Source organism: Streptomyces sp. 7N604 (assembly GCF_052245475.1).
Classification (GTDB): domain Bacteria; phylum Actinomycetota; class Actinomycetes; order Streptomycetales; family Streptomycetaceae; genus Streptomyces.
In genome coordinates this window covers 93,250-112,371 of sequence record NZ_JBQQBX010000021.1, presented here as the reverse complement: position 1 = coordinate 112,371, position 19,122 = coordinate 93,250, and the positions used below count along the sequence as shown (strand labels likewise).

The 19,122-nt window shown below is 66.3% G+C and carries 18 protein-coding genes and 5 pseudogenes; 16 read left to right on the top strand and 7 right to left on the bottom strand.

Features of this window, described 5'->3' with window-relative positions; translation table 11 throughout:
• The first annotated feature begins 1 nt into the window (after nt 1).
• From ACTWP8_RS23485 to ACTWP8_RS23470, 4 genes are all read left to right on the top strand, one after another.
• Nucleotides 2-235 carry an acyl carrier protein gene (locus ACTWP8_RS23485; protein WP_443316902.1) on the top strand — a complete coding sequence of 78 codons (234 nt, stop codon included), beginning with the start codon at nt 2-4 and terminating at the stop codon, nt 233-235.
• A gap of 85 nt (nt 236-320) precedes the next feature.
• A complete protein-coding gene (locus tag ACTWP8_RS23480; RefSeq protein ID WP_443324107.1) occupies nt 321-1,148 on the top strand; it encodes a class I SAM-dependent methyltransferase in 828 nt (275 codons plus the stop codon).
• 78 nt (nt 1,149-1,226) lie between these two features.
• Nucleotides 1,227-2,195: a 3-oxoacyl-ACP synthase III family protein gene (locus ACTWP8_RS23475; protein ID WP_443316904.1), complete on the top strand. Its 969-nt coding sequence runs from the start codon at nt 1,227-1,229 to the stop codon at nt 2,193-2,195.
• 18 nt (nt 2,196-2,213) lie between these two features.
• A complete protein-coding gene (locus ACTWP8_RS23470; protein WP_443324106.1) occupies nt 2,214-3,056 on the top strand; it encodes a hypothetical protein in 843 nt (280 codons plus the stop codon).
• Nucleotides 3,057-3,096: 40 nt separating this feature from the next.
• Here the strand turns inward: ACTWP8_RS23470 and ACTWP8_RS23465 are convergent, their stop codons facing one another.
• The gene (locus ACTWP8_RS23465; protein WP_443316976.1) at nt 3,097-3,399 is read right to left on the bottom strand and encodes an ArsR/SmtB family transcription factor; all 303 of its coding nucleotides are present in this window, start codon (nt 3,397-3,399) and stop codon (nt 3,097-3,099) included.
• A gap of 166 nt (nt 3,400-3,565) precedes the next feature.
• Between ACTWP8_RS23465 and ACTWP8_RS23460 the strand changes: the two genes are divergently transcribed.
• Nucleotides 3,566-4,822, top strand: a complete 1,257-nt coding sequence (locus tag ACTWP8_RS23460; protein WP_443324105.1) for an MFS transporter — start codon at nt 3,566-3,568, stop codon at nt 4,820-4,822.
• A 28-nt stretch (nt 4,823-4,850) separates the two neighbouring features.
• Here the strand turns inward: ACTWP8_RS23460 and ACTWP8_RS23455 are convergent, their stop codons facing one another.
• Nucleotides 4,851-5,906 carry a LuxR C-terminal-related transcriptional regulator gene (locus ACTWP8_RS23455; RefSeq protein ID WP_443316908.1) on the bottom strand — a complete coding sequence of 352 codons (1,056 nt, stop codon included), beginning with the start codon at nt 5,904-5,906 and terminating at the stop codon, nt 4,851-4,853.
• Between the two features lie 453 nt (nt 5,907-6,359).
• On the opposite strand from ACTWP8_RS23455, the gene ACTWP8_RS23450 reads away from it, so the two are divergent.
• The 3 genes and pseudogenes from ACTWP8_RS23450 to ACTWP8_RS23440 all read left to right on the top strand — a co-directional run bounded on the left by ACTWP8_RS23450 (nt 6,360) and on the right by ACTWP8_RS23440 (nt 7,003).
• Nucleotides 6,360-6,647, top strand: coding sequence for a beta-ketoacyl synthase N-terminal-like domain-containing protein (locus ACTWP8_RS23450; RefSeq protein ID WP_443324104.1), 288 nt, complete (start codon nt 6,360-6,362; stop codon nt 6,645-6,647).
• Nucleotides 6,628-6,678, top strand: a pseudogene (locus ACTWP8_RS23445) (hypothetical protein); the annotation flags it as partial. The gene ACTWP8_RS23450 and the pseudogene ACTWP8_RS23445, both read left to right, overlap by 20 nt.
• A 40-nt stretch (nt 6,679-6,718) precedes the next feature.
• Nucleotides 6,719-7,003 (top strand): hypothetical protein, encoded by a 285-nt coding sequence (locus ACTWP8_RS23440; RefSeq protein WP_443324103.1) that lies wholly within the window; start codon nt 6,719-6,721, stop codon nt 7,001-7,003.
• 997 nt (nt 7,004-8,000) lie between these two features.
• On the opposite strand, the gene ACTWP8_RS23435 is transcribed toward ACTWP8_RS23440, so the two are convergent.
• Nucleotides 8,001-8,282: a hypothetical protein gene (locus tag ACTWP8_RS23435; RefSeq protein WP_443324102.1), complete on the bottom strand. Its 282-nt coding sequence runs from the start codon at nt 8,280-8,282 to the stop codon at nt 8,001-8,003.
• Nucleotides 8,283-8,401: 119 nt separating this feature from the next.
• Here ACTWP8_RS23435 and ACTWP8_RS23430 point away from each other — a divergent pair, with 119 nt between their 5' ends.
• From ACTWP8_RS23430 to ACTWP8_RS23410, 5 genes are all read left to right on the top strand, one after another.
• Entirely contained in the window at nt 8,402-8,722 is a 321-nt protein-coding gene (locus ACTWP8_RS23430; RefSeq protein ID WP_443324101.1) for a hypothetical protein, read from the top strand.
• 377 nt (nt 8,723-9,099) lie between these two features.
• Nucleotides 9,100-9,579 carry a hypothetical protein gene (locus ACTWP8_RS23425; protein ID WP_443316910.1) on the top strand — a complete coding sequence of 160 codons (480 nt, stop codon included), beginning with the start codon at nt 9,100-9,102 and terminating at the stop codon, nt 9,577-9,579.
• Between the two features lie 116 nt (nt 9,580-9,695).
• Nucleotides 9,696-10,193, top strand: coding sequence for a hypothetical protein (locus ACTWP8_RS23420; RefSeq protein WP_443316911.1), 498 nt, complete (start codon nt 9,696-9,698; stop codon nt 10,191-10,193).
• Nucleotides 10,178-11,317, top strand: coding sequence for an MAB_1171c family putative transporter (locus ACTWP8_RS23415; RefSeq protein ID WP_443316913.1), 1,140 nt, complete (start codon nt 10,178-10,180; stop codon nt 11,315-11,317). Before ACTWP8_RS23420 ends, ACTWP8_RS23415 begins: the two co-directional genes overlap by 16 nt.
• 16 nt (nt 11,318-11,333) lie before the next feature.
• Complete coding sequence (locus ACTWP8_RS23410; RefSeq protein WP_443316914.1) at nt 11,334-11,657, top strand: MTH1187 family thiamine-binding protein; 324 nt, start codon at nt 11,334-11,336, stop codon at nt 11,655-11,657.
• A gap of 152 nt (nt 11,658-11,809) precedes the next feature.
• On the opposite strand, the gene ACTWP8_RS23405 is transcribed toward ACTWP8_RS23410, so the two are convergent.
• Entirely contained in the window at nt 11,810-11,956 is a 147-nt protein-coding gene (locus ACTWP8_RS23405) for a hypothetical protein (RefSeq protein WP_443324100.1), read from the bottom strand.
• A 1,565-nt stretch (nt 11,957-13,521) separates the two neighbouring features.
• On the opposite strand from ACTWP8_RS23405, the gene ACTWP8_RS23400 reads away from it, so the two are divergent.
• Nucleotides 13,522-13,950 (top strand): VOC family protein, encoded by a 429-nt coding sequence (locus tag ACTWP8_RS23400; RefSeq protein WP_443324099.1) that lies wholly within the window; start codon nt 13,522-13,524, stop codon nt 13,948-13,950.
• 16 nt (nt 13,951-13,966) lie between these two features.
• On the opposite strand, the pseudogene ACTWP8_RS23395 reads toward ACTWP8_RS23400, so the two are convergent.
• The 3 pseudogenes from ACTWP8_RS23395 to ACTWP8_RS23385 form a co-directional block, all read right to left on the bottom strand.
• Nucleotides 13,967-14,116: pseudogene (locus tag ACTWP8_RS23395) on the bottom strand (transposase); the annotation flags it as partial.
• 15 nt (nt 14,117-14,131) lie between these two features.
• Nucleotides 14,132-15,300, bottom strand: a pseudogene (locus tag ACTWP8_RS23390) (IS110 family transposase).
• Between the two features lie 170 nt (nt 15,301-15,470).
• Nucleotides 15,471-16,155 (bottom strand): annotated as a pseudogene (locus ACTWP8_RS23385) (transposase family protein); the annotation flags it as partial.
• A gap of 86 nt (nt 16,156-16,241) precedes the next feature.
• Between ACTWP8_RS23385 and ACTWP8_RS23380 the strand changes: the two are divergent.
• Both ACTWP8_RS23380 and ACTWP8_RS23375 read left to right on the top strand, forming a co-directional pair.
• Nucleotides 16,242-16,670 (top strand): annotated as a pseudogene (locus tag ACTWP8_RS23380) (helix-turn-helix domain-containing protein); the annotation flags it as partial.
• A complete protein-coding gene (locus tag ACTWP8_RS23375) occupies nt 16,670-19,111 on the top strand; it encodes a golvesin C-terminal-like domain-containing protein (protein WP_443324098.1) in 2,442 nt (813 codons plus the stop codon). The pseudogene ACTWP8_RS23380 and the gene ACTWP8_RS23375, both read left to right, overlap by 1 nt.
• Nucleotides 19,112-19,122: the final 11 nt, after the last annotated feature.

Here is a 19,122-nt window from a genome sequence, read left to right as displayed (position 1 = left end):
CATGGCATCGCGGGGCATCGAGGAGATACGCGACTGGGTTCTGGCGCGCAACAAGCACCGGGATTCGCTGGGGCCGGACGAGGATCTGATCGGTAGCCGGCTCGTGGACTCAATATCGTTCGTGGAACTGGTCTACGCCATCGAAGCGGCCGCCGACGTCGAGATCGATTTCGACACCATCGACATCCGGGACTTCCAGACCATCTCGGCGATGGAGAAGGCCTTCTTCGCGTAGACGTTTGTCCGGTTTTCGGGACCACCCCCGCCAGGCCCGCGTCCCGGCGCACCCCAGGACCGCATACCCAGCAAGGAGTTGACGAGTGGAAGCTGTGTCGTACACGGCGCAATGGACCGCAGCGGCGCGAGCGGTCGAGTCCGAGCAGAGGGAGGGAGCACTGTTCACGGACGACCTCGCCCGCGCGCTCGCCGCGCCGCGCGGCTTCGAACTGCTGGACAAGTACGGCGGCGGCGGCCTGCTGCAGTACATCGCCATCCGGACCAAGTACCTCGACGACAGCATCGAAACCCTCCTCACCGAGGGCGGCATCAGCCAGGTCGTGTTCGTCGCGGCCGGCATGGACACCCGTGCCCACCGGCTGACCTGGCCCGAGGGCACGATCGTCTACGAGGTGGACCACGCCGGGCTGATCGAGGAGAAGGCCGAGCGCCTGCGCACGCTGGGTGCGCGGCCGCGCGTGGAGCGCAGGCCTGTCTCCGCCGACCTCGCCGGTGACTGGCTGCCCGCGCTGGAAGGGGCGGGGCACGACCGCGAGGCGCCCACCCTGTGGGTCGTGGAGGGACTGTTCTTCTTCCTCACCGAGGAGCAGGCGAAGCACGTCCTGCACACCCTGGGACAGGTCTCCGCGCCCGGCAGCTGGCTGGCCACCGACATGGTGAACATGCAGATGCTGCGCAGCCCGTTCAACCAGACCTTCCTCACGGCCCTGCGCGAGGACGGCACCCCGTGGGTGTTCGGCACCGACGAACCCGAGGAGTTCCTTGCCGCGTGCGGCTGGAAGGCGCTGGAGGTCAAGGAGCCCGGCGAGCCGGGTGCCGGTGAGAACCGCTGGCCGTACGCGGTCCAGCCCAGGGACCGGCGCGGAGTCCCCCGCAGCTGGCTCATCCGGGCCGAGCATGTCACCGGCTGACCTCCTGGAGCCGGATCAGCTCAGGGGTGGGCCCACGCACCGGCCCACGCGTCGTCCCTACGAGGGGAGTGAAGTGCGGTGAACGCGACGACGACGGACACGGCGACGACATTGGAGCGGATCGAGGCATTCCACCCCGAGCGGACGGTCAAGGTGGGCGACCTCGCTGAGCATCTCGGGCTGGGCAGAGCCGAAGTGGGTGCCTTCCGCAAGCTCTACGGTCTGGAGGAGATGCGCTACGACCCGGAGCTGACCCTGTTCGACCTAGCGCTGCCTCCCGCCCGGCGGGCCCTGGAGGCGCTGCCCGTCGGCAAGCGGGTGGACTACGTGGTCTACGCCCACACGATTCCCACCCTCACTCCGCCGGACATGGAGCCCGCCCAGATCATCCGGGACGAGCTCGGACTCACCGGGGCCGAGGCGTTCGCCGTCAGTCAGCAGGCGTGCGTGAGTAACCTGGGCGCCATCGACATGGTCGCGCAGCTCCTGCGCGCCGAGTCCGACGCCGATGGTTACGCCTTGGTGGTGACGGGCGAGCGGGCGTTCTCGCCCGCCGTGCAGCTGATGCGCAACAGCGCCGTCATGGCCGACGCGGGAGCCGCGTGCCTGGTGACGCTCGGCGGTGAGGGCGACGTGGTGCGCTCATACGTCTCGCGCACGCTCGGGGAGTTCTCGCCCGGGCTGTTGATGAGCGACGAGGAGAACCGCGACTTCGGGCTGGTGGCCACCGACACCCGCATCGAGATCATGCGCGCGGCGGTGGCGGAGGCGGGTCTCGCGTTCGACGACATCGAGCTGGTCCTGCCGCACAACGTCAACGCCCTGTCCTGGAAGCGCGTGATCGACGAGATGGGGATCGCCGCGGACAAGATCTTCCTGGAGAACGTGCCGCGGTACAGCCACTGCTACACGTCCGATGTGTTCGTCAACTACGCGACCGTGCGGGACAGCGGGCGACTCATCGACGGCAAGCACTACCTGTTCGTCTCCGTCGGCATCGGCGCCACCTTCGGCGCCATGGTGGTCACCCATCGACGGGCCAAGTGAAGGAAGAGGTATCCGCTCATGCCCATTCTCACAGCGGCGGCCTCCGTCGTATCGCCTTCCCGCAAGCCCTACACCTCTGACCCCGAGCGTCTCGCCTTCTACCGCGACCTGGTCGAGCCGTTCGGCGAGCCCGTGGACGAGGAGGTGCTCCGGGCCGGTCCGCAGATCAGCCACCACGACCTGCTCGACCGGCTCGTGGCGAACGCCGGGCCGTCGGAGCGGCTCAGGCCGGACCTGATCGTGCTGGCCCACTCGCTCCCCGACCTGCACCCCTTCTCGGTGCCGGGCCCCCGGCTCAACCATCTCCTCGGCGGCGGGGCCACGAGCGTGGGGATCTCCCAGCAGGGCCTCGCGGCGCCCTTCACGGCTGTGCGTGTCGTCGCCGGTTATCAGAAGGCCGGACGGTGCGGCGACGCCGTGGTGGGCGTTCTGGAGCAGACCACCCTGCCGACGCGTTTCGCGCTCGCCCACGAGACGCCGCTGGTCGACTCGGGTGTTCTGCTCGTCCTCGGCCGCGACCCGGAACCGGGCCACGTATCAAAGGCGGGAGCGGACGCGGCGGCAGGCCCCCGGATCGGAGAGGTCGAGGCGCTGGGCACCCACGTCTCTCCCGCGGTGCGGCTGACCGAACTGGCGGAGGCGGACGTCGAGGGGACCCTGATCGTGCTCGGGCCCTGGTTCAAGGACGACGCCCTGCCCGACAAGCTGCGCACGTACCGGGCGAACCGGGGCACCTACTGCACCAGCGTCTGGCTGACTCTGGCCCGCCACTGGCAGACATGGCGGCAGAAGTACAAGACGGTCGTCCTGTGCGACACCGAGCCCCGCACTGGCGTGAGCCACCTGGCCGTACTGCGCTGAGCACCCCGCGACCGGCCGCGCCCGCCCCTGCACGGCAACGTCACGCGTCGGCGGGCGCGGCCTCCAGAACCGCCTTGAGCAGGCCCGGGAAGCGCCGTTCCAGGTCGTCGCGGCGCAGTCGGCTGTAGCGGGCGTTTCCGTCCACCCGCGTTTCGACGACTCCGCTCTCCCTCAGGATCCGCAGGTGGTGGGAGACGGTGGAGCGCTTGACCGGCAGGTCGAGCGTGGTGCACGAACCCTCGCCGCCGACATCCAGCAGACGGACGATCTGCAGCCGGACCGGGTCGGCCAATGCCTGCAGCACCACACCGATCTCGACCCCGGCGAGGTCCGGCTTCGGCATCCAGGTGAATTCTTCGTCGGTCACGGCACCTCCGATGGTGATCGAACGTGAGCATACCCGTCACACCTCCCTTCAGCTCCGATAGTCATCGACTCTTCCGACGAACATCGTATCTCTGCTACGGTCGCCGGAGTCGACGATCCCGAAACGGAGAACGGACACCCCCATGTCTGCACCGACAACCCCGTCCCCCACACCCCAGGGCCGCTGGCGCTCCCACGCGGTGACCCTGGCCTTCGGCACGTTCGTGGTGGGGACCGACGCCTATGTCATCGCCGGCGTCCTGCCCGACATCGCCGACGCGCTGAACGTCAGCGTCGCCGCGGCCGGCCAGTTGGTCACCGTCTTCGCCATCGCCTACGCGGTTCTCGCCCCGGTCCTGGCGGGGCTGACCTCTCACTGGCCCCGGCGCGGGTTGCTCGTCACCGCGCTCGTCACGTTCGCCGTGGGCAACGCCGTGACCGCCCTGGCGCCCGGTTACGCCTCCGCCATGTGCGGGCGCGTCGTCGCTGCGGCGGGCGCCGCGATGTTCACCCCGAACGCCGGGGCGACCGCGGCCCACCTGTCCGGCCCGGAACGCCGCGGCCAGGCCTTCTCCATCGTGACCATGGGCCTGTCCTCCTCCCTGGTCCTGGGCGCGCCCCTGGGCACGCTGCTCGGGCAAGCGCTGGGCTGGCAGGCGACCATGTGGTTCGTCGCGGCCCTCGGTATCGCGGTCGTCCCGCTGTTGGCGCTGCGACTGCCGGAGATCCGGCTGGCGTCCGGGTCCGGCTTCGGTCAGCGCATGTCCCCGCTCACCGACCGCAAGGTGCTGGGCGTCCTGCTGGTGACGGTGGTGGCCTTCATCGGGATCTTCATCCCGTACACCTACATCAGCGAGGTGTACGCGCCGGTGACCGCGGGCCACGACAATCTGCTGACCATCCTGCTGCTGGTGTTCGGCGTCGCGGGAACCGCGGGCAACCTGGTGGCCGGTTCCCTCGCCGACCGGCAGGGCCCCCGCAGGGTCGTCTCCCTCGTGACGCTCGCCTTGGCGGCCGTCTTCGTCGTGACCGTGGCGGCGCGCAACGAACTGATCACCGCACTGCCGGTGATCGTGGTTTCCGGCTGGCTGTCGTGGTCGGTACTGGCACCGCAGCAGCGGCGCATCGTCGACCTCGCCCCGCGCGAGCCGGCGCTCAGCGTCGCGCTGAACGCCTCCGGCGCGTACGTCGGGATCTCCCTTTCCGCGGTGGTCGGCGCGATCGGGCTGGACGCGTTCGGCGCCGCCCGGCTCCCGCTCCTCGCCGCCGGCGTGCTCGTCCTGGCGAGCGCGCTGACCTGGGTGACCGGTGGACGCACGCGACAGGTGGCGGCCGAGGACGAGGCGGCGGGCTCCGGGGCGACCCGCGGCACGGCGGCCGAGAGCAAGGCCGCACGCTGACGTCCCCTCGGGCGGCGTGCCGGGCGCCTCACGCCGACGCGTGGGACAAGGGATCCAACAGCCACGAGGCCCGCACTAGGCCGACGTGGGCGGCGGAGACACCCGCCTGGAAGCGGCTCTGCACGCCGAGCCGGTCCATGATCGCCGCGATGTGCCTGCGGAACGTCCGCTCGGACATACCGAGGCGGCGGGCAATAACCTCGTCCTTCAGGCCCGTGGCCAGAAGTCCGAGGATGGCGTTCTGCACGGCTCCGAACGCCTCGCCGTACCCTGCGGAGCTGCTGTCGAAGTCAATGCCGGAGTCCCAGGCGTGAGCGTGCAGTCGGCTCAGGATCTCCACGGCCGCGGCGTCGTAGACGACGGTGACGTCCGGGGCCGAGGGGGGCTCCGCGGCCTCGGGAGCCTGCGGTGCCTTCGGGTCTTCAGGCGCGAAGGCGAACGCCGTGCTCCCGTCGAAGATGAGCAGGTTCTCCGGCGGTTCGTCGGACGTGCGGACGCGGGCCCCGGCTGCCGCGATGCCACTGAGCAGCGTGCGCACCTGCGTATGGGCGCGCGCGGTGTGCGGCGCAATGAGGCGTACGTCGATCCCGCGTCGGAGCAGGGAGACGAGGAAAGGCTCGGCCACGCGGAGCGGGTACGCGTCACCGATGTCGCCCGACTGCATGAGGAAGACCTTGGAGGAGCAGTGGGCAGCGGCGTCGGCCAGCCGCCACTGGATCTGCTCACGGTCCCGGGTGGTGATGGACGTCTCGCTGTGTAATCCGGACCGCTGCACCGCGTCGTACACGTCACCGAAACGCTGCAGCCTGCTGTGGATTTCAGACAGGGTGAGACGTTTGTCGGATATCTCCTGTTCTATAGGGGCGACCAGCTCCACATGCGCCTTGCTCGGACTGATGCCGATCAACCTGGTCCGGTCGTCCGCCAGGAAGGTGATGAGCTTCAGGTCGGCCAGATGCCGCAGGGAGTTTTCGACGTAGTCGGGGGGGACGTTGAAAGTTTCCTGGATTTCACCTGCGGAGGCCGAGGACTGCCGCAAGACCCAGGCGTAGACATCGGCGGAGAACTCCTCATCAGGGATCATGAAGTAACACTCGCTTCGGGTGCACTGGATGACGGTCTCAGGTGTGGGCCGACGACCGGCGACCGTGCGGGTGGTCGGCTGGGGGTGTCAAGCGATTGCGGCGGGCGCGAGAAGCACCGGGCTCAGGCCGCCCATGCTTCAGGACGGCCTCCGGACCGGAAGTGGGGGTGAGATCGAGCCGAACACGGACAGGCCTCTCCGAGGGCCCAGTTGCAGAGGTATTTCAAGCCGCGGTGTTCCACCGGAAGCAAGTCCTTGAGAGGACGGCGGAAGACCGCACCGCGGCTCTCGCGTCGCGTCGGGGCCGGACAAGGGCATCCAGGCGTTGCCGCTCTGCCCCACGGCCCATCACAGCCGCAGCAATGGTCCTACTAGGGGTGGTCACGTACGCTCCGTTGCGGTGAGTTGGCGAGACCATGACATCTTGGCCGTGCGGGCTCCCTGCTGCACGTCGTGCGGGAAGCCTTGGAGCCGGCCGGGTTACGCCCCTCCCGGCTCGCGGGCAGCCGGGGCGGCGTGTTCGTCGGGCAGGCGACGTCGGAGCACGCGGAGACCGATCCTCGGGCCCACGAGCCCGATGTCCGCAGCATGGTGGGCAGCCGGCTGCGTGTCGTCACGGCCGGCCGCATCGCCTACGCCCCCGACCTGCGCGGGCCGAGCGTCGTGCTGGACACCGCGTGCTCCTCGTCGCTGGTCGCCGGTGCACGCCGCACGGCAGAGTCTGCTCACCGGCGAGAGTGACCTGTGCATCGCCGCGGGTGTCAACGTCATCATGTCCCCGCACGACTCCATCGCCTACTCCCAGGGAGACATTGATCGGTCAAGGCAGCGGTCACGCCGAGGCCGCAGCCGGCATCGCTGGGCTGATCAAGGCGGCGCTGATCCTCCGGCACGGTGTCATTCCCGCGTCGCTGCACCTCGAAGAGCCGCACACCCTGCTTGCGCAGGATGGCTTCCCGGTGCGTGTGGTGACCCGCAACCACTTTCCGGTCCGCGCACCAGCTTCGGAACAGCTGACTCCGGCCTGTCAAGTTGGCGGGGATCTGTTCCTGTGTGAAGCCTACGTCGGGCAGAAAATTGACCATACAATCCTGTGATTTCTTCGCGGATCCGAGTAGCTTGCGGAGCTCGTAGATATTGGTCTGCATGGCAGTTGAGACGGTGGCCGGCGGCTGATCCGGCCATAGTTCTTCGATGAACTTCCTCATGGAGACGGCCTGCCTTGCGAGATCAGCAGGAGAGCCAAGAGTGTGCGCAGTTTTGGAGCCAGCACCACGGCATCGCGACTGCCGGACAATACTTCGAGATTTCCCAGTAACCGGGAAACGCATTCCATTGCCTCAGCTTCCTTGGTTGAAAGTTGCAACCCCGACTTGCATGGCATAAATGAAGTCACAGAATTTCGCATCACTTCGGACGAATGGACGCACATCGGGAATTCATTTGCGCGGCAGCGACCCGGTCCGGGAGCCCTCCACCAGCCGGTGGTTCAGCTGAAGTTCGCCATACACCGCTCTGCGGCGGGCGCTTGACTGGCAACTGGAGTCCATGTGAGATCTTGGTACACAATTCCCCCACTCGGTTTCGGCATCAGTGTCTCGTGATGCATATGGGTCAGGTGCAGGTGCCAATCGACTGGCGGCCGACATTCGGGAGCGTCCAGAACATCAGCCGGTCCCATCCAACGACTAATGGGACGGGGCTCAGTGTCGGGGCACTGTCGCATGGACTCCGGCGCTATCCAGCGAGCCACCAGCGACGCCGAGGCTATAGACGGTGCAGTCAGAACGTCAACTGATGTGAACGCGATCGAGCCAACTGTTCACAACAGCTGTCGAGAGCTGGCCGCGCGCGCGAACAGAGCTGAGTCTCGTAATCCGATTCCGCCGTGGGAAACCGCAGCCGAGGCTGACCCATGGCAGGTCAACTGCCAGGCCTGACCTCTCCGTTTCGCTTCGGATGGCTGAGCTGGCTGGCTGCGGTGGACTGGTGATTCGGTGGTTGGTCGCTGGGCGGGCATGGCTGGGGCCCGACGCTTGGGCCGGGTGCTCAAGGGTCCCTCGGGTCGTGGGTGGGCAGGGACAGTGCCGCAGGTCAGGTGGCCGGTCGCGACAGGGCCATGAGGCGGACGAACGCGCTGCCGAGTTCGTGCCTCCAGGGCCAGGTCGCGGCGATCCGCAGACGGAGGCGGCGGCCGGCCGCGAGCGATGCCGGCGGCGTGCAGTAGCCGGTAGCGGAGCTTTTCGGTTCCACGGTGGCCAACTCGCCTTTCAGCAGCAGGGTCTGAGTCGTATCGGCGATCAGGTCGGCGGCGCTCAGCGCGAGTTCGAGCCATGCTTGGTTGAGGGCGAAGTGACGGGAGGGTAAGCGGCCCAAGCCGGTGGTCTTGCCGCAGCGGATGCGGTCCCGACGCGGGCGTGGGCGCGATGGCGGACCTCCAGGTGCTGCAGGAAGCCTTCGCCGTACGGGTGTCGGTCAGGAGGACCTAGTGGCGGATGTCCTCGTCGAAGTCGACGCGCGGCAGCACAGGCCGTGCGCAGTGCTGCCAGCGCCGTGTGGTCGATGCCGTTCAGCAGGCGCCAGGCGGTCGGGGTGGAGGTCACCGGGCCGAAGACCCCGGCCTGGTCGCGCAGCAGGGCCAAGTCGGTGATGGCTTCGCCGCCGTCGGCGAGCATCACGCGATCCTGCCGGGGTTGTGTGCGGTGCCGCGCGGCTGCAGCCGCCTGAGCGCGTCGGTGAACGCGCCGGTCAGGCCGGTGCCTTCGGCGATATCTGCCAGCAGGCGGGATCCGGCATGGTTGATGACGGCCCTGTGACCGTCAGCCGAGGCGACGAGTTTGGGACGCGCCCCCGGGGGCCCTGCTGCGTCTGTGGCCGCTCCAACCAGCGGTAAGGCTGATCACCTACTTCAAGATCGTCGCCCGCACCAAGAGATGACGATCTAGCGCTCCGGTTGCCACCAGAGGGGTCTAACGTGCCCTGAAGCAAGGTGATCTGAGGCGATTGTTGTTTCAGGCCGCATGCTGACCTCCAGTGCCTGTTCGGCTGGAAACGCTCGGCGCCAACTGCAATAAATAGTAAAGGGGCGCCGAGGCGGTTCCCGTCTACCACCGTTTCGGGCAAGCTACAGAGTGTCACGCTAGTGGCATCACCAGGTACACCTGTTGGTGCCCTACCGAGGGGTGCATAGCTGATGGACGCCAGCAAAGACCAGCCGGGCGACAGCCGGCTGACGATGGCGGCGAGGCTCGATCATCTGCTCAAGTGGCGCACTGGGCTGAGTGAGGGTGGCACACCGTCGTACAAGACACTGGCGGCGCAGATCGCGGCGCAGTCCGGGGAGACGTTCTCCGGCGCATACCTGTGGCAACTGCACCGCGGGGAGCGCGCCAACCCGACTCTGCGGCATCTTTGTGCCTTGGCTAAGTACTTCGACGTGCCGGTGTCGTACTTCACGGACGACGATGTGGCTCAGAGGATGATCGACGATGAGCTCCTCGCCACTCGAGAATTGAATCAGTCCATGGCCGAGGCCGGAGTAAGTGCCGTATACCTCCGGGGCGACCTCGCGGCTCTCTCCCCAGAGGGAAAGCGTATGGCTGCAGACATGATCCGGCAGATTCGCGAACTGGAACAGAACGCGAAAAGGCCCCCGTCACCTCCGCACTCATGAGCCGACCCAGTCACACGACGTGGCGCGGCTACCGAATCATGTGCCCTCCCGCTCCGACGAACCCTGGAGATTCGACAGAAATGCGCTGGAGACGCCTGCGCCGCCGGTGTCAGAAGGTGATCAGTGAGATCCTCTTACCTGAGCCTTTCTCCGCACAGGAGCTCTGTGACCAACTCGCGCGGGAGCGGGCCCGTCCGCTGCATCTGCTCCCGTTTCCGACGCCATCGGTTCCCAATACTCCATCAGGCATGTGGCTCGTCGCCGAGTACGGGGACTACATCTTCTACGACTCGCAAACCAGCCCCCTGCATCAGGAGCACATCATCGTGCACGAGATCGGGCACGTGGTGTGCAACCACCGGTCGGCTGGCGACGACCAGCGATTGTATCGGCACATCGATATCGCAGACCCGGAGTCCATCCGTCAGGCGCTGCCCCGAATCCGATACTCTGACCAGCAGGAACAGGAAGCGGAGATGATCGCTAGCCTCATCTTAGAGGCTGCTGGCCGTGTGCCCGCCGCGACACTGCTCTCCGGAATGCTTGGCGGGCTGGAGTCCGCCATGGGACTGCGGACGGCTCGCCACTCGGGAGCATCGTGCCCACGTACATAGAGAGCGTCGGCATCACCGCCCTGTGGGTGGTGGCGGCTGTGCGCGCTCGGCAGGGCATAGCCGATCGGGAGCAGCGGCCCTTGTGGTTCGCGATCGTCATGATCGCCCTTGCAATGTCGACACATCTCGAACCCGTCACGGCTGCTCTAGCGCATGTGGCCCCGAATGCGCACTCGATCGACATGGCGACGCACCTGTTCGGTGCCATTGACGCCGCCGCGGTGCTGTGGTTCATCTTCGGAGCTGCAGGACGGCAGCGGCATACCACTCTGGTATTCGGTGCCGCCGCCACTGTGATGATCACTCTGCTCCTCCTCGACGCCCATGCTCCTCCGCACGTCCGCAACGCAATCGCCCCCTCAACCGCAACGCCGAGCGTTCCGGATGCATACTGGTGGGTCTTTTTCTCCTTCCATCTGGCTGCGGACACGACCTGCGGGCTCGTGTGCTGGGGCTACGGCCGGCACGACACCCCGCGGCTATTACGCTATGGACTGCGTCTGTTTGGCACCGGCATGCTCCTGGCGGACTTGCTGTGGGTTCTCAAACTTGCCTACCTGCAGACCCGTTCGCCAGCTATCGGCTCGCTGTTCTCGCCAGTCACCGGCGTCGAAGCCTTGTTCATGGCCGTGGGGGTTGCGATACCTGTCCTGGCCCAGGTGCACGACCGCTGGCGGGATGGGAGGTCGTACCGGGCGCTCGCCCACTTGTGGCTGGACCTCATCACTGCCAGCCCGGATGTCATCCTCGGACCCGGTCATCGCTTTCGTGGCATGGCGGTCCCACTCCAGCTCCGCCTATACCGTCGAGTGATCGAGATCAGGGACACAATGATCGTGTTGCGGAACTATGTCACGCCGACCGCCCTCGATCTGGCACGGCAGCACGCCACCGACCAAGCGGTCCCTGAGCACTTGAGCGATGTTCACGTGACCGCCTGCTGGCTCACCGCCGCTCTGCAGGCCAAGCATGACGGCATGGCCCCCCAGCCCCAGATAGCCAACCTCGCTGGCGCCGGCGCGAGCGATCTCGCCGACGAGATCAGCTATCTGTTGCGGGTCGCAGAGGCTTATGCATCACCCGCCGTTCGTTCGTATAAGAAGTCGCTCGCCAGGGCGAGCTAACGAGAGGAAGAACACCGTGCTCGTCGCCTTCGCTTTGACCCCCATGGGCGTGGAAGCAACCGTCGCCGACTACATTGCTGACGCTGTGAAGATAGTCCGTGAATCCAGCCTCCCGAACCGGTCGGACTCCATGTACACAATGATCGAAGGTGAATGGGACGAGGTCATGGACGTGATCAAACGAGCTACCGAAGCTGTCGCCGCCAAAGCGCCTCGCGTCCAGCTCAGCGTCAAGGTAGACATCTGGCCCCACATGCCCCACCCCTTGGACGGAAAGATCGCGCTCCTCGAAAAGCGTGTCGCGGGCACCACCACACACTCGCCCGCAGCGACTCCGTAGTGTTGGGCAATCAACCGGCCCGGGTTCTGTGGAGAGACGGGCCTGCTCGTCCGTTAATTCCTGGAGGAGGCGGACGTGCGGGTTGAACACGGACCTGAACTTAGCCTGTCGTGACACGAAAATTCTTCAGTGGCACATATCGCAGTGGCTGGTCAGGCCGCTTCGACGGGCTGGAGGGCGACCAGGTAGCCGAGTTGGTTGAGCTGGCTGACCAGCCGTCGGGTGGCGCGGGTCTTGCCGGTGCGCTCGAGGAAGTAGCCGCCGCCGAAGTCGTCGTGCGGGACGACGGAGGTGAGCATGTGCCAGATCGCGAGCCTGATTGAGTGTTCCAGCGCGACCAGGGCCCGGCGTTTGCCGCTTGGCGGGCGACCAGGCGCCGGCAGCGGGCGGCGAGGTAGGTGTTCTTGGTGCGGGCGGCGGTGCAGGCGGCCTGCCCGAGCGCAACTTGAGCCACGGATCGCCGTGCCGGGTGCGGCTGGTGGGCTGCTTGCCGGCCGATTCGCGGTTGCCCGGGCACACCCGGCCCAGGAGGCCAGCGGGCAGGTCAGCGCACTGAGCAGCGCGCACACATCCGGCGGCGGCCGCCTCGCACTCCGATCGCGCCCCCCGAGCGTCCGAGCTGGGTGGGCAGCGTCCGCCGCGAGTGCACCGACCGGATGCTCATTATGGGGGAGCGGCATCTGCGTGCCGTCTTGGACACCTATACCAACCACCACATCGGGCATCGGCCGCACCAATTCCCTGCAGCAGCGGGCGCCTGGGGCCCTAGAGACCAGGAAGTCGGCCTCGGTGTTCCCGCTGGAGGGCCAGATTAGGCGTGTCCGGCTTCTCGGCGGTCTAATCAACGAGTACCACCGTGCCGCATGAGGTCACCTGCTGGCACCGGAGTTCTTGACCAACTGCCGAAACCGGATTTTCGAACAGGACACGCCCGCGCAACCGCGCGAATCCCGCCATGCCGCAGAATCCGGGCCTCCCCCAATCAGCAGCCGACGCTGTCGCTCGTCCAGATGAGTGAACACCCGGAATTTCACAGCGAGTTGACCACTGGGATCTCATCAGGAACGCGCACACACATCAACGAGCCCCAGCGCGGGAAGCAACACGTTGATTATCTGCGAGCCCTTAGTTCACGTTGACATCCGCCACACGCCAGGTCTCCCCGATGCGGTTGACACGCACCCACGTGTACCCGTCTGGGCAGTTGATATCGACACGCACAGAGTCGGGGGTGTCCTGTGGGTCGCTGCCAGTCTCATAATTGGCGAGGTCAACAACGCAGGCAGCCTGAGGGAAGACGTACCGATCATCGTGGGTGAGTTCGGCAAGGGCCTCACTGCACGGCGCACCAAACCTTCCCGCCCGCAGACGGGGGTCGGCCAATCCACAGGCGAGATCCGCGTTTCCGTCCGCCACAGCTTGGCTGAACTGTCGTGCGGCTTCGCGGGCGGTCTTCGCAGGTGACAACGACGAATTGCTGCTTTGGTCGGGGCCACTGCTCCGGGAGTACGACGCCCTCGGTGAGGATGACGCCTTGTCGGTAGCCGAATCCTCCGACGAGGAGCCGCCACACCCGGCCAAAGCAAAGGCAAGGGTTGCTCCGACTAAGGCACCGACTGCACGGGTTTCCCACATGCGATCAGCCTAAGGGTATCCCGTAACTGATCTTTGGCATGCGGGTAGTTGGGCAGGGCTGAATCCTGGGGCCACCGGTGGGCTCCGCCACCAGGGTCGCGTCGTCCTCGTGGGCTGTCCGGTTTGATCACTTGATGTCCAAGATGGCCCAGGGCCTGACGGGGTTGCGGGTGGACCCCCCTGGGGAAGTGAGCGGCAGGGTCCCAAGTCCCCTTGGTACGGTGCACCGATGTCAGCGATCAAGAAGTTCCAAGTCACCTTTGACTGCGCAGAACCTGAGCGTCTTGCTCGTTTCTGGTGCGAGGTGTTGGGGTACGTCGTACCGCCGCCACCAGAGGGGTTTGCCACTTGGGATGATTTCAAGCGTTCGCAGCCAACTGAGCAGCGGGATTCATGGTTCGCCTGCATAGATCCCTCAGGTGTGGGCCCGCGGCTGTACTTTCAGCGCGTCCCCGAAGGGAAGACCGTCAAGAACCGGGTGCATCTTGATGTGCGGGTCGGCACCGGACTCGTGGGTAAAGAACGCCTCGCCGTACTTGAGGCCGAATGCGCACGACTGGTCCCGCTCGGCGCAGTACACGTGCGAACGCTTTATGACGGCAATGATTCGTGCATCCCGATGCTGGACATCGAGGGCAACGAGTTCTGTATCGACTGAGCGCATGGAGCGGAAGTCATCCCGTGAGGGCGAGGTTGTGCAGCCGGGCGATGCCGAGCATGGCGGTGTGAACGCCGTCGCCTTTCAGGCGGCAGTGGCGAAGGATCTTCCAGGACTTCATGCGGGCGATGACGTGCTCGACGCGGGCCCGGACCTTGCGGTGGGAGTCTCAATGATGAAGTCAAGCCGCTTGAGTGACGGGAGGGGCGGAGGTGAAGGTCCGTCCGTCACGCAGCAGCGCCCACAGCACACTCGCTCGGCGGCGGGCCAGCGCGATGACGGCCTGGACATGCTTGCAGCCCTCGGCGCGCTTCTTGAGGTAGAAGTCCCGGTTCGGTCCCTCACGGATGATGCTGGTCGCGCGGACATGTAGAACACCCTGCGTAGGCGGCGGCTATAGCGTTTGGGCCGGTGAAGGTTGCCGGTCCGACGGCCGGAGTCGCGCGGAACTGGCACCAGCCCGGCCGCCGAGGCCAGATGGCCGGCGTCCGCGTATGAGGCCAGGTCGCCGGCGGCCACGACGAACTCCGCCCCGAGTATCGGCCCCATCCCGGGCAGGGACTCGATGATCTCCGCCTGCGGGTGGATGCGGAAGGTGTCGCGGATCTGCTTGTCGATGCGCTTGAGCCGGTCGTCCAGGGTCAGGATCTGCGCGGCCAGGTCGGCGACGATCCGCGCGGCGACGTCCTCGCCGTGCAGCGCGGTCTGCTGGGCCTGCGCGGCCTCCAGTGCGGTGGCCGCGACACCGTCGGCGCCTCGGACGCCGCGGTTGGCCAGCCATGCCGTGAGCCGGGTCCGGCCGCGGCGGCGGATGGCCGCGGGGGTCTGATACCCGGTCAGCAGGACCAGCGCGCCCTTGTGAGCCGAGTAGTCGAAGGCCCGCTCCAGGGCAGGGAAGACACCAGTGAGCACGTCGCGGAGCCGGTTGATCATCCGCACGCGATCGGCCACGAGGTCGGCGCGGTGGGCGGTCAGGAGCGCGAGGTCGGCGGCCAGCTGAGCGGCCACGTCGATGGCAGCGAAATCCTGGCGGTGGCGGGCGGTTTCGGCGATGACGTAGGCGTCGCGGGCGTCGGTCTTGGCCTCGCCCCGATAGGCGGCCGACATGCGGTTGACCGTGCGGCCGGGCACGTAGACGGCCCGCTGGCCGCGCGCCGCGAGCAGGGCCAACAGCAACGTGGACGAGGTTCCGGAGATGTCGACCGCCCAGTGGACCTCGTCCGCCAGATCCAGGATTTCGCCGAGCGCGGTCAGGATCGCCGACTCGTCGTTGTCGATCTTCTTCGACCACAGCGTCGCACCTGTCTCATCGACCACGGCCGCCCAGTGGTGGCCCTTCCCGGCGTCGATGCCGGCCCAGACCTGGGTCTTCGCTTGCTCACTCGCCCCTCCTCGTTCCGCACAGCAGCGCCGTCGGCCCGAGGAACACCCCGCTGTCATCTCCGTAATCAGCGACCGAAGCGCACATCTCAATCAGCAGCCAGGGCGCCCCGGAGAGCTGGGCGGCCACTCCCACCGAGCCACGTCCGACAAGGCGTTGTCAGCCACACCCGGCCCTCCCGGGCCGCCCAACAACTTACGGAGGTGTTGTGCTCCTCCTTCCAAGCTGGCAGTTTGGTCTGGCCGCGTTTACGGCGGTGCGGGATGAGCAGGCCGGTACCCCGGTAGCCGCCGTCCGCAATGACCGTGGTCCGACCGACGGCGGCCTTCGCACCGGAAAGTTCCCAAGCCTTGCAATCATTGCGGTTGCCTGTGACCGGCCGACCGACGGCGACGACGAGTCGGGTTTCGGCGTCGATGACGACCTGGTGGTTGGTCGAGTACCGGTAGTTCTTCGACTGCTCGGCAACCGTATGATCCCGCGTGGGGACCAAGGTGCCATCGACGATCAGCACAGCGTCCTTACGGAACCGCTGACGGGGGCTGAAGCGCGAGCGACGGTCCGAGGTGGCTGATGATGCGGTTAGCGGCCGACTTCGACACCCCGAACAGCGGGGCGAGCTGCCGCAGCGTCAAGTTCGTACGCCAGTAGGCCGCTACCAGCAGGATCCGGTCCTCCAAGGTCAGGCTCCACGGTCGGCCCTTGCGTACTGGGCTCGTACCTTCGCTCCGTATCGCAGTGACAAGCTTGCCGAACTGCCGCGGGCTCAGCCCGGTGAACGGGGTTATCCATGATGGCTGCGACGCCATGATCAGACCAGGCACGGCAAGATCATGCCACCAAGATCAGCCGTTACGGGACAACCCTTAAAGCGTGTTGCAGAAGGCCGTGATCAGGGCATTTCTCTTGTATGGGTGGGGTGTTGAGGGCCGAGCGGGTGTGGGTGGAGACGTTCACTGGGCTGCGGGTTGATCAGTTCGGGCGATTGCTGAAGGTGGTGCGGGAGCGGGGCGGTGAGGGCTGCGGCTGGGGACGCCCGTGGCGACTGCCGCTGGCCGAGCGGGTGCTGTTGGTGGCCGTCTACTACCGCACGAACCTCACCATGCGGCAGCTCGCGCCGCTGTTCGGCATCTCACCTGCCACCGTGTGCCGGGTGATCCAACGGCTCGGCCCGCTGCTTGCGCTCGAGCCAGTGCGGGTGCCGGCCGATTCGGTGGGACGGCTCTGGATCGTCGACGGCACGCTCGTCCCGGTTCGCGACCGCAGCGTCGGCGCCTCCTCGCGCAACTACCGGTTCTCGGCGAATGTGCAGGTCATCGTGGACGCGGACACCCGCCTGTGATCGGGAACTTCTACGGAGTCGATTACACGCCTGATGGCGACCAGGCCGACCCCTGGAAGATCGACTGGACGAAAGCCGACTGCGGTTACGGCATCACCCAGGTCACTGACGGCATGCGGCTGGACGAGCAGGGCCACAAGCTGACGAAGACGCAACAGGAGGCCATCGCCCTGGACTACACCGCGAACATCGCGGCCGGGGTGAACATCCTCATCGAGAAGTGGAACGAGACTCGGAAGGCCGGACTCAAGGTCAACGACGGGCACCCGAAGTTCATCGAGAACTGGTTCTTCGCCCTGTGGGCCTACAACTCCGGGTTCTACAAGCGGGGAGATGATCCCGACGGTGGCACCGACCACTGGGGCGTGGGGTTCACCAACAACCCGGCCAACCCGATCTGGAAGGCCAACCGCACGCCGTTCCTGGAGAACGCCGACGGCAAGGACGACTACAGTCATGCCTCGCACCCGCAGGACTGGCCGTATGAGGAGAAGGTGATCGGCTGGGCAGCCCGCCCGATCGCCGCGATGTTCAAGCCAGGCATCATTCAGCCCGGGTACCGGGCCGCGTGGTGGAACGACGAGGAGGACCGTACGGCGGCGAAGCCTCCGATTGACCTGTTCTGCGACGCCTCCAACTATTGTGACCCGGGCCGGATCGGTGAGAACGACTCGAACGACCCCGGGCAGGGCGCGTGCACCCTCGACGAGAGCGAGGTCGTTTCGCACTGGTTGCATTGCTGGTGGAACAAGCCAGTGCAGTGGAAGCTGTGCGTGGAATGGGCGCAGTGCGGTAACCCAGTCCACCGGTTCGATGACACCTACCCCGAACAGCCGGACGAGAACTCGTATCCGCCGCGCTGCGGCAAGACCGGCCTTCCCGACGGGGCCCTCATCATCGACAACCTGCCGGACGGCATCACCCCGGCCGGGAGCGCGGCTCGTTCCTGCGGGGTATCCAGATCGGATGGCGCCTTCAAGTTCCAGTTCACGAACTCGAACGGCACCTACCCCGGGAAGATGGACTTCCACCAGATTGGGGCCGGGCAGGGCAACCATTTCTGGTTCTCCCACACCCGGAACAAGAATGCGGGGCACCCGACAGACTCGACTGGGGCGCGACTGTTCACCACCGGTACCTGGACGCTGAACCAGTCCAATATCGGACGGGCCAGGGCCATGGTGCACATCCCCGACCACGGGGCCCACACCCGCCAGGCCACCTACAACATCGGCGGATCCGACTCCACCAGTGACGTGCGCGTGGTGCCTCAGCGAACACGCGCGAACCGGTGGGTCAGCCTCGGGGCATTCCGCTTCACCGGCACCCCGAGCGTGTCCCTGTCCACCCACACCACGGACGGCACCGGGGACGAGGACGTGGCCTGGGACGCGGTCGCCTTCCCAAAACTGCCCGGCAAGCCCAAGCACCAGATCGTCGCGATGGGTGACTCCTACTCCTCCGGCGAGGGCGTCTCCGAGGGCAATGACAACTACTACCCGGAGACCAACTACCGCGACGCGCAGAACGACTCCACGCGCAATGCCTGTCACCGCTCCACCAAGGCATGGTCGCGCCAGGCCACCCTGCCGGGCTACACCACGTCCATCGGCGAAATGGAAGACAGCCACAGCCCGAGCATGGACTACCACCTGATCGCCTGCTCCGGTGCCCGTACCTACAACATCCTGAAGTACCCGGAGAACGGCGAGCTTCCACAGATCCAGAAGGGCTACCTGGACCAGCACACCAGCCTGGTCACGCTCTCGATCGGCGGCAACGACTCACGCTTCTCCTACATCATCCAAAAGTGTCTGCTGGCGTTCACCCGAGCGAGCTGTCAGGGGGAAACGTTCGACGACCATGACCCCAAGATCGACAGAGACGTTGATGGGGACGGCCAGGTAGAGACGGGCCGGGACCAGAAGGGATTCGAGAACCTCACGCTGGACAAGGCGGCGCCAAAGCTGATCAGCGAGGTGGTGAAGCCGGACATCGTCAATGTTCTCAAGCAGGTCCACCGCAAGGCGCCGAACGCCAAGATCGTCCTCATGGGTTACCCGAAGCTGGTATCCGACAATGCATCATGTCTGAACCTGGGGCCGATCGGCCTGTCCGCCGACTCCAACGCATGGCTCGACAGCATCGCCGAGTATTTGGCAGCAGAGATGCAGGCAGCGGTGAACACCGCCAAGAGCAGCGGCATCGACGCCCGGTTCTCCAACCCGATCCAGAACTTCACAGGCAAAGGGATCTGCGGAGACCCGGAGACCGTCCATGGCCTCGTCAAGACGCTCGTGGACAGTGATCATCCGGCTTCTGACTGGCCCATGCTGCGGGAGTACGGACTGTCCGCCCAGTCCTTCCACCCGAAGATCGCCGGAGCCCGGCTCTATGCTGATGCGCTCGAAGGCACGATGAGCGGCTGGGTCCAGTAGGAAGCAACACC

Coding starts and splice junctions, on each gene's coding strand:
- ACTWP8_RS23485 (WP_443316902.1), top strand. CDS start 2: ATGGCATCGCGGGGCATCGAGGAGATACGCGACTGGGTTCTGGCGCGC.
- ACTWP8_RS23470 (WP_443324106.1), top strand. CDS start 2,214: ATGCCCATTCTCACAGCGGCGGCCTCCGTCGTATCGCCTTCCCGCAAG.
- ACTWP8_RS23465 (WP_443316976.1), bottom strand. CDS start 3,399: ATGCCGAAGCCGGACCTCGCCGGGGTCGAGATCGGTGTGGTGCTGCAG.
- ACTWP8_RS23460 (WP_443324105.1), top strand. CDS start 3,566: ATGTCTGCACCGACAACCCCGTCCCCCACACCCCAGGGCCGCTGGCGC.
- ACTWP8_RS23455 (WP_443316908.1), bottom strand. CDS start 5,906: ATGATCCCTGATGAGGAGTTCTCCGCCGATGTCTACGCCTGGGTCTTG.
- ACTWP8_RS23430 (WP_443324101.1), top strand. CDS start 8,402: ATGTCCTCGTCGAAGTCGACGCGCGGCAGCACAGGCCGTGCGCAGTGC.
- ACTWP8_RS23425 (WP_443316910.1), top strand. CDS start 9,100: ATGGACGCCAGCAAAGACCAGCCGGGCGACAGCCGGCTGACGATGGCG.
- ACTWP8_RS23405 (WP_443324100.1), bottom strand. CDS start 11,956: ATGCTCACCTCCGTCGTCCCGCACGACGACTTCGGCGGCGGCTACTTC.
- ACTWP8_RS23400 (WP_443324099.1), top strand. CDS start 13,522: ATGTCAGCGATCAAGAAGTTCCAAGTCACCTTTGACTGCGCAGAACCT.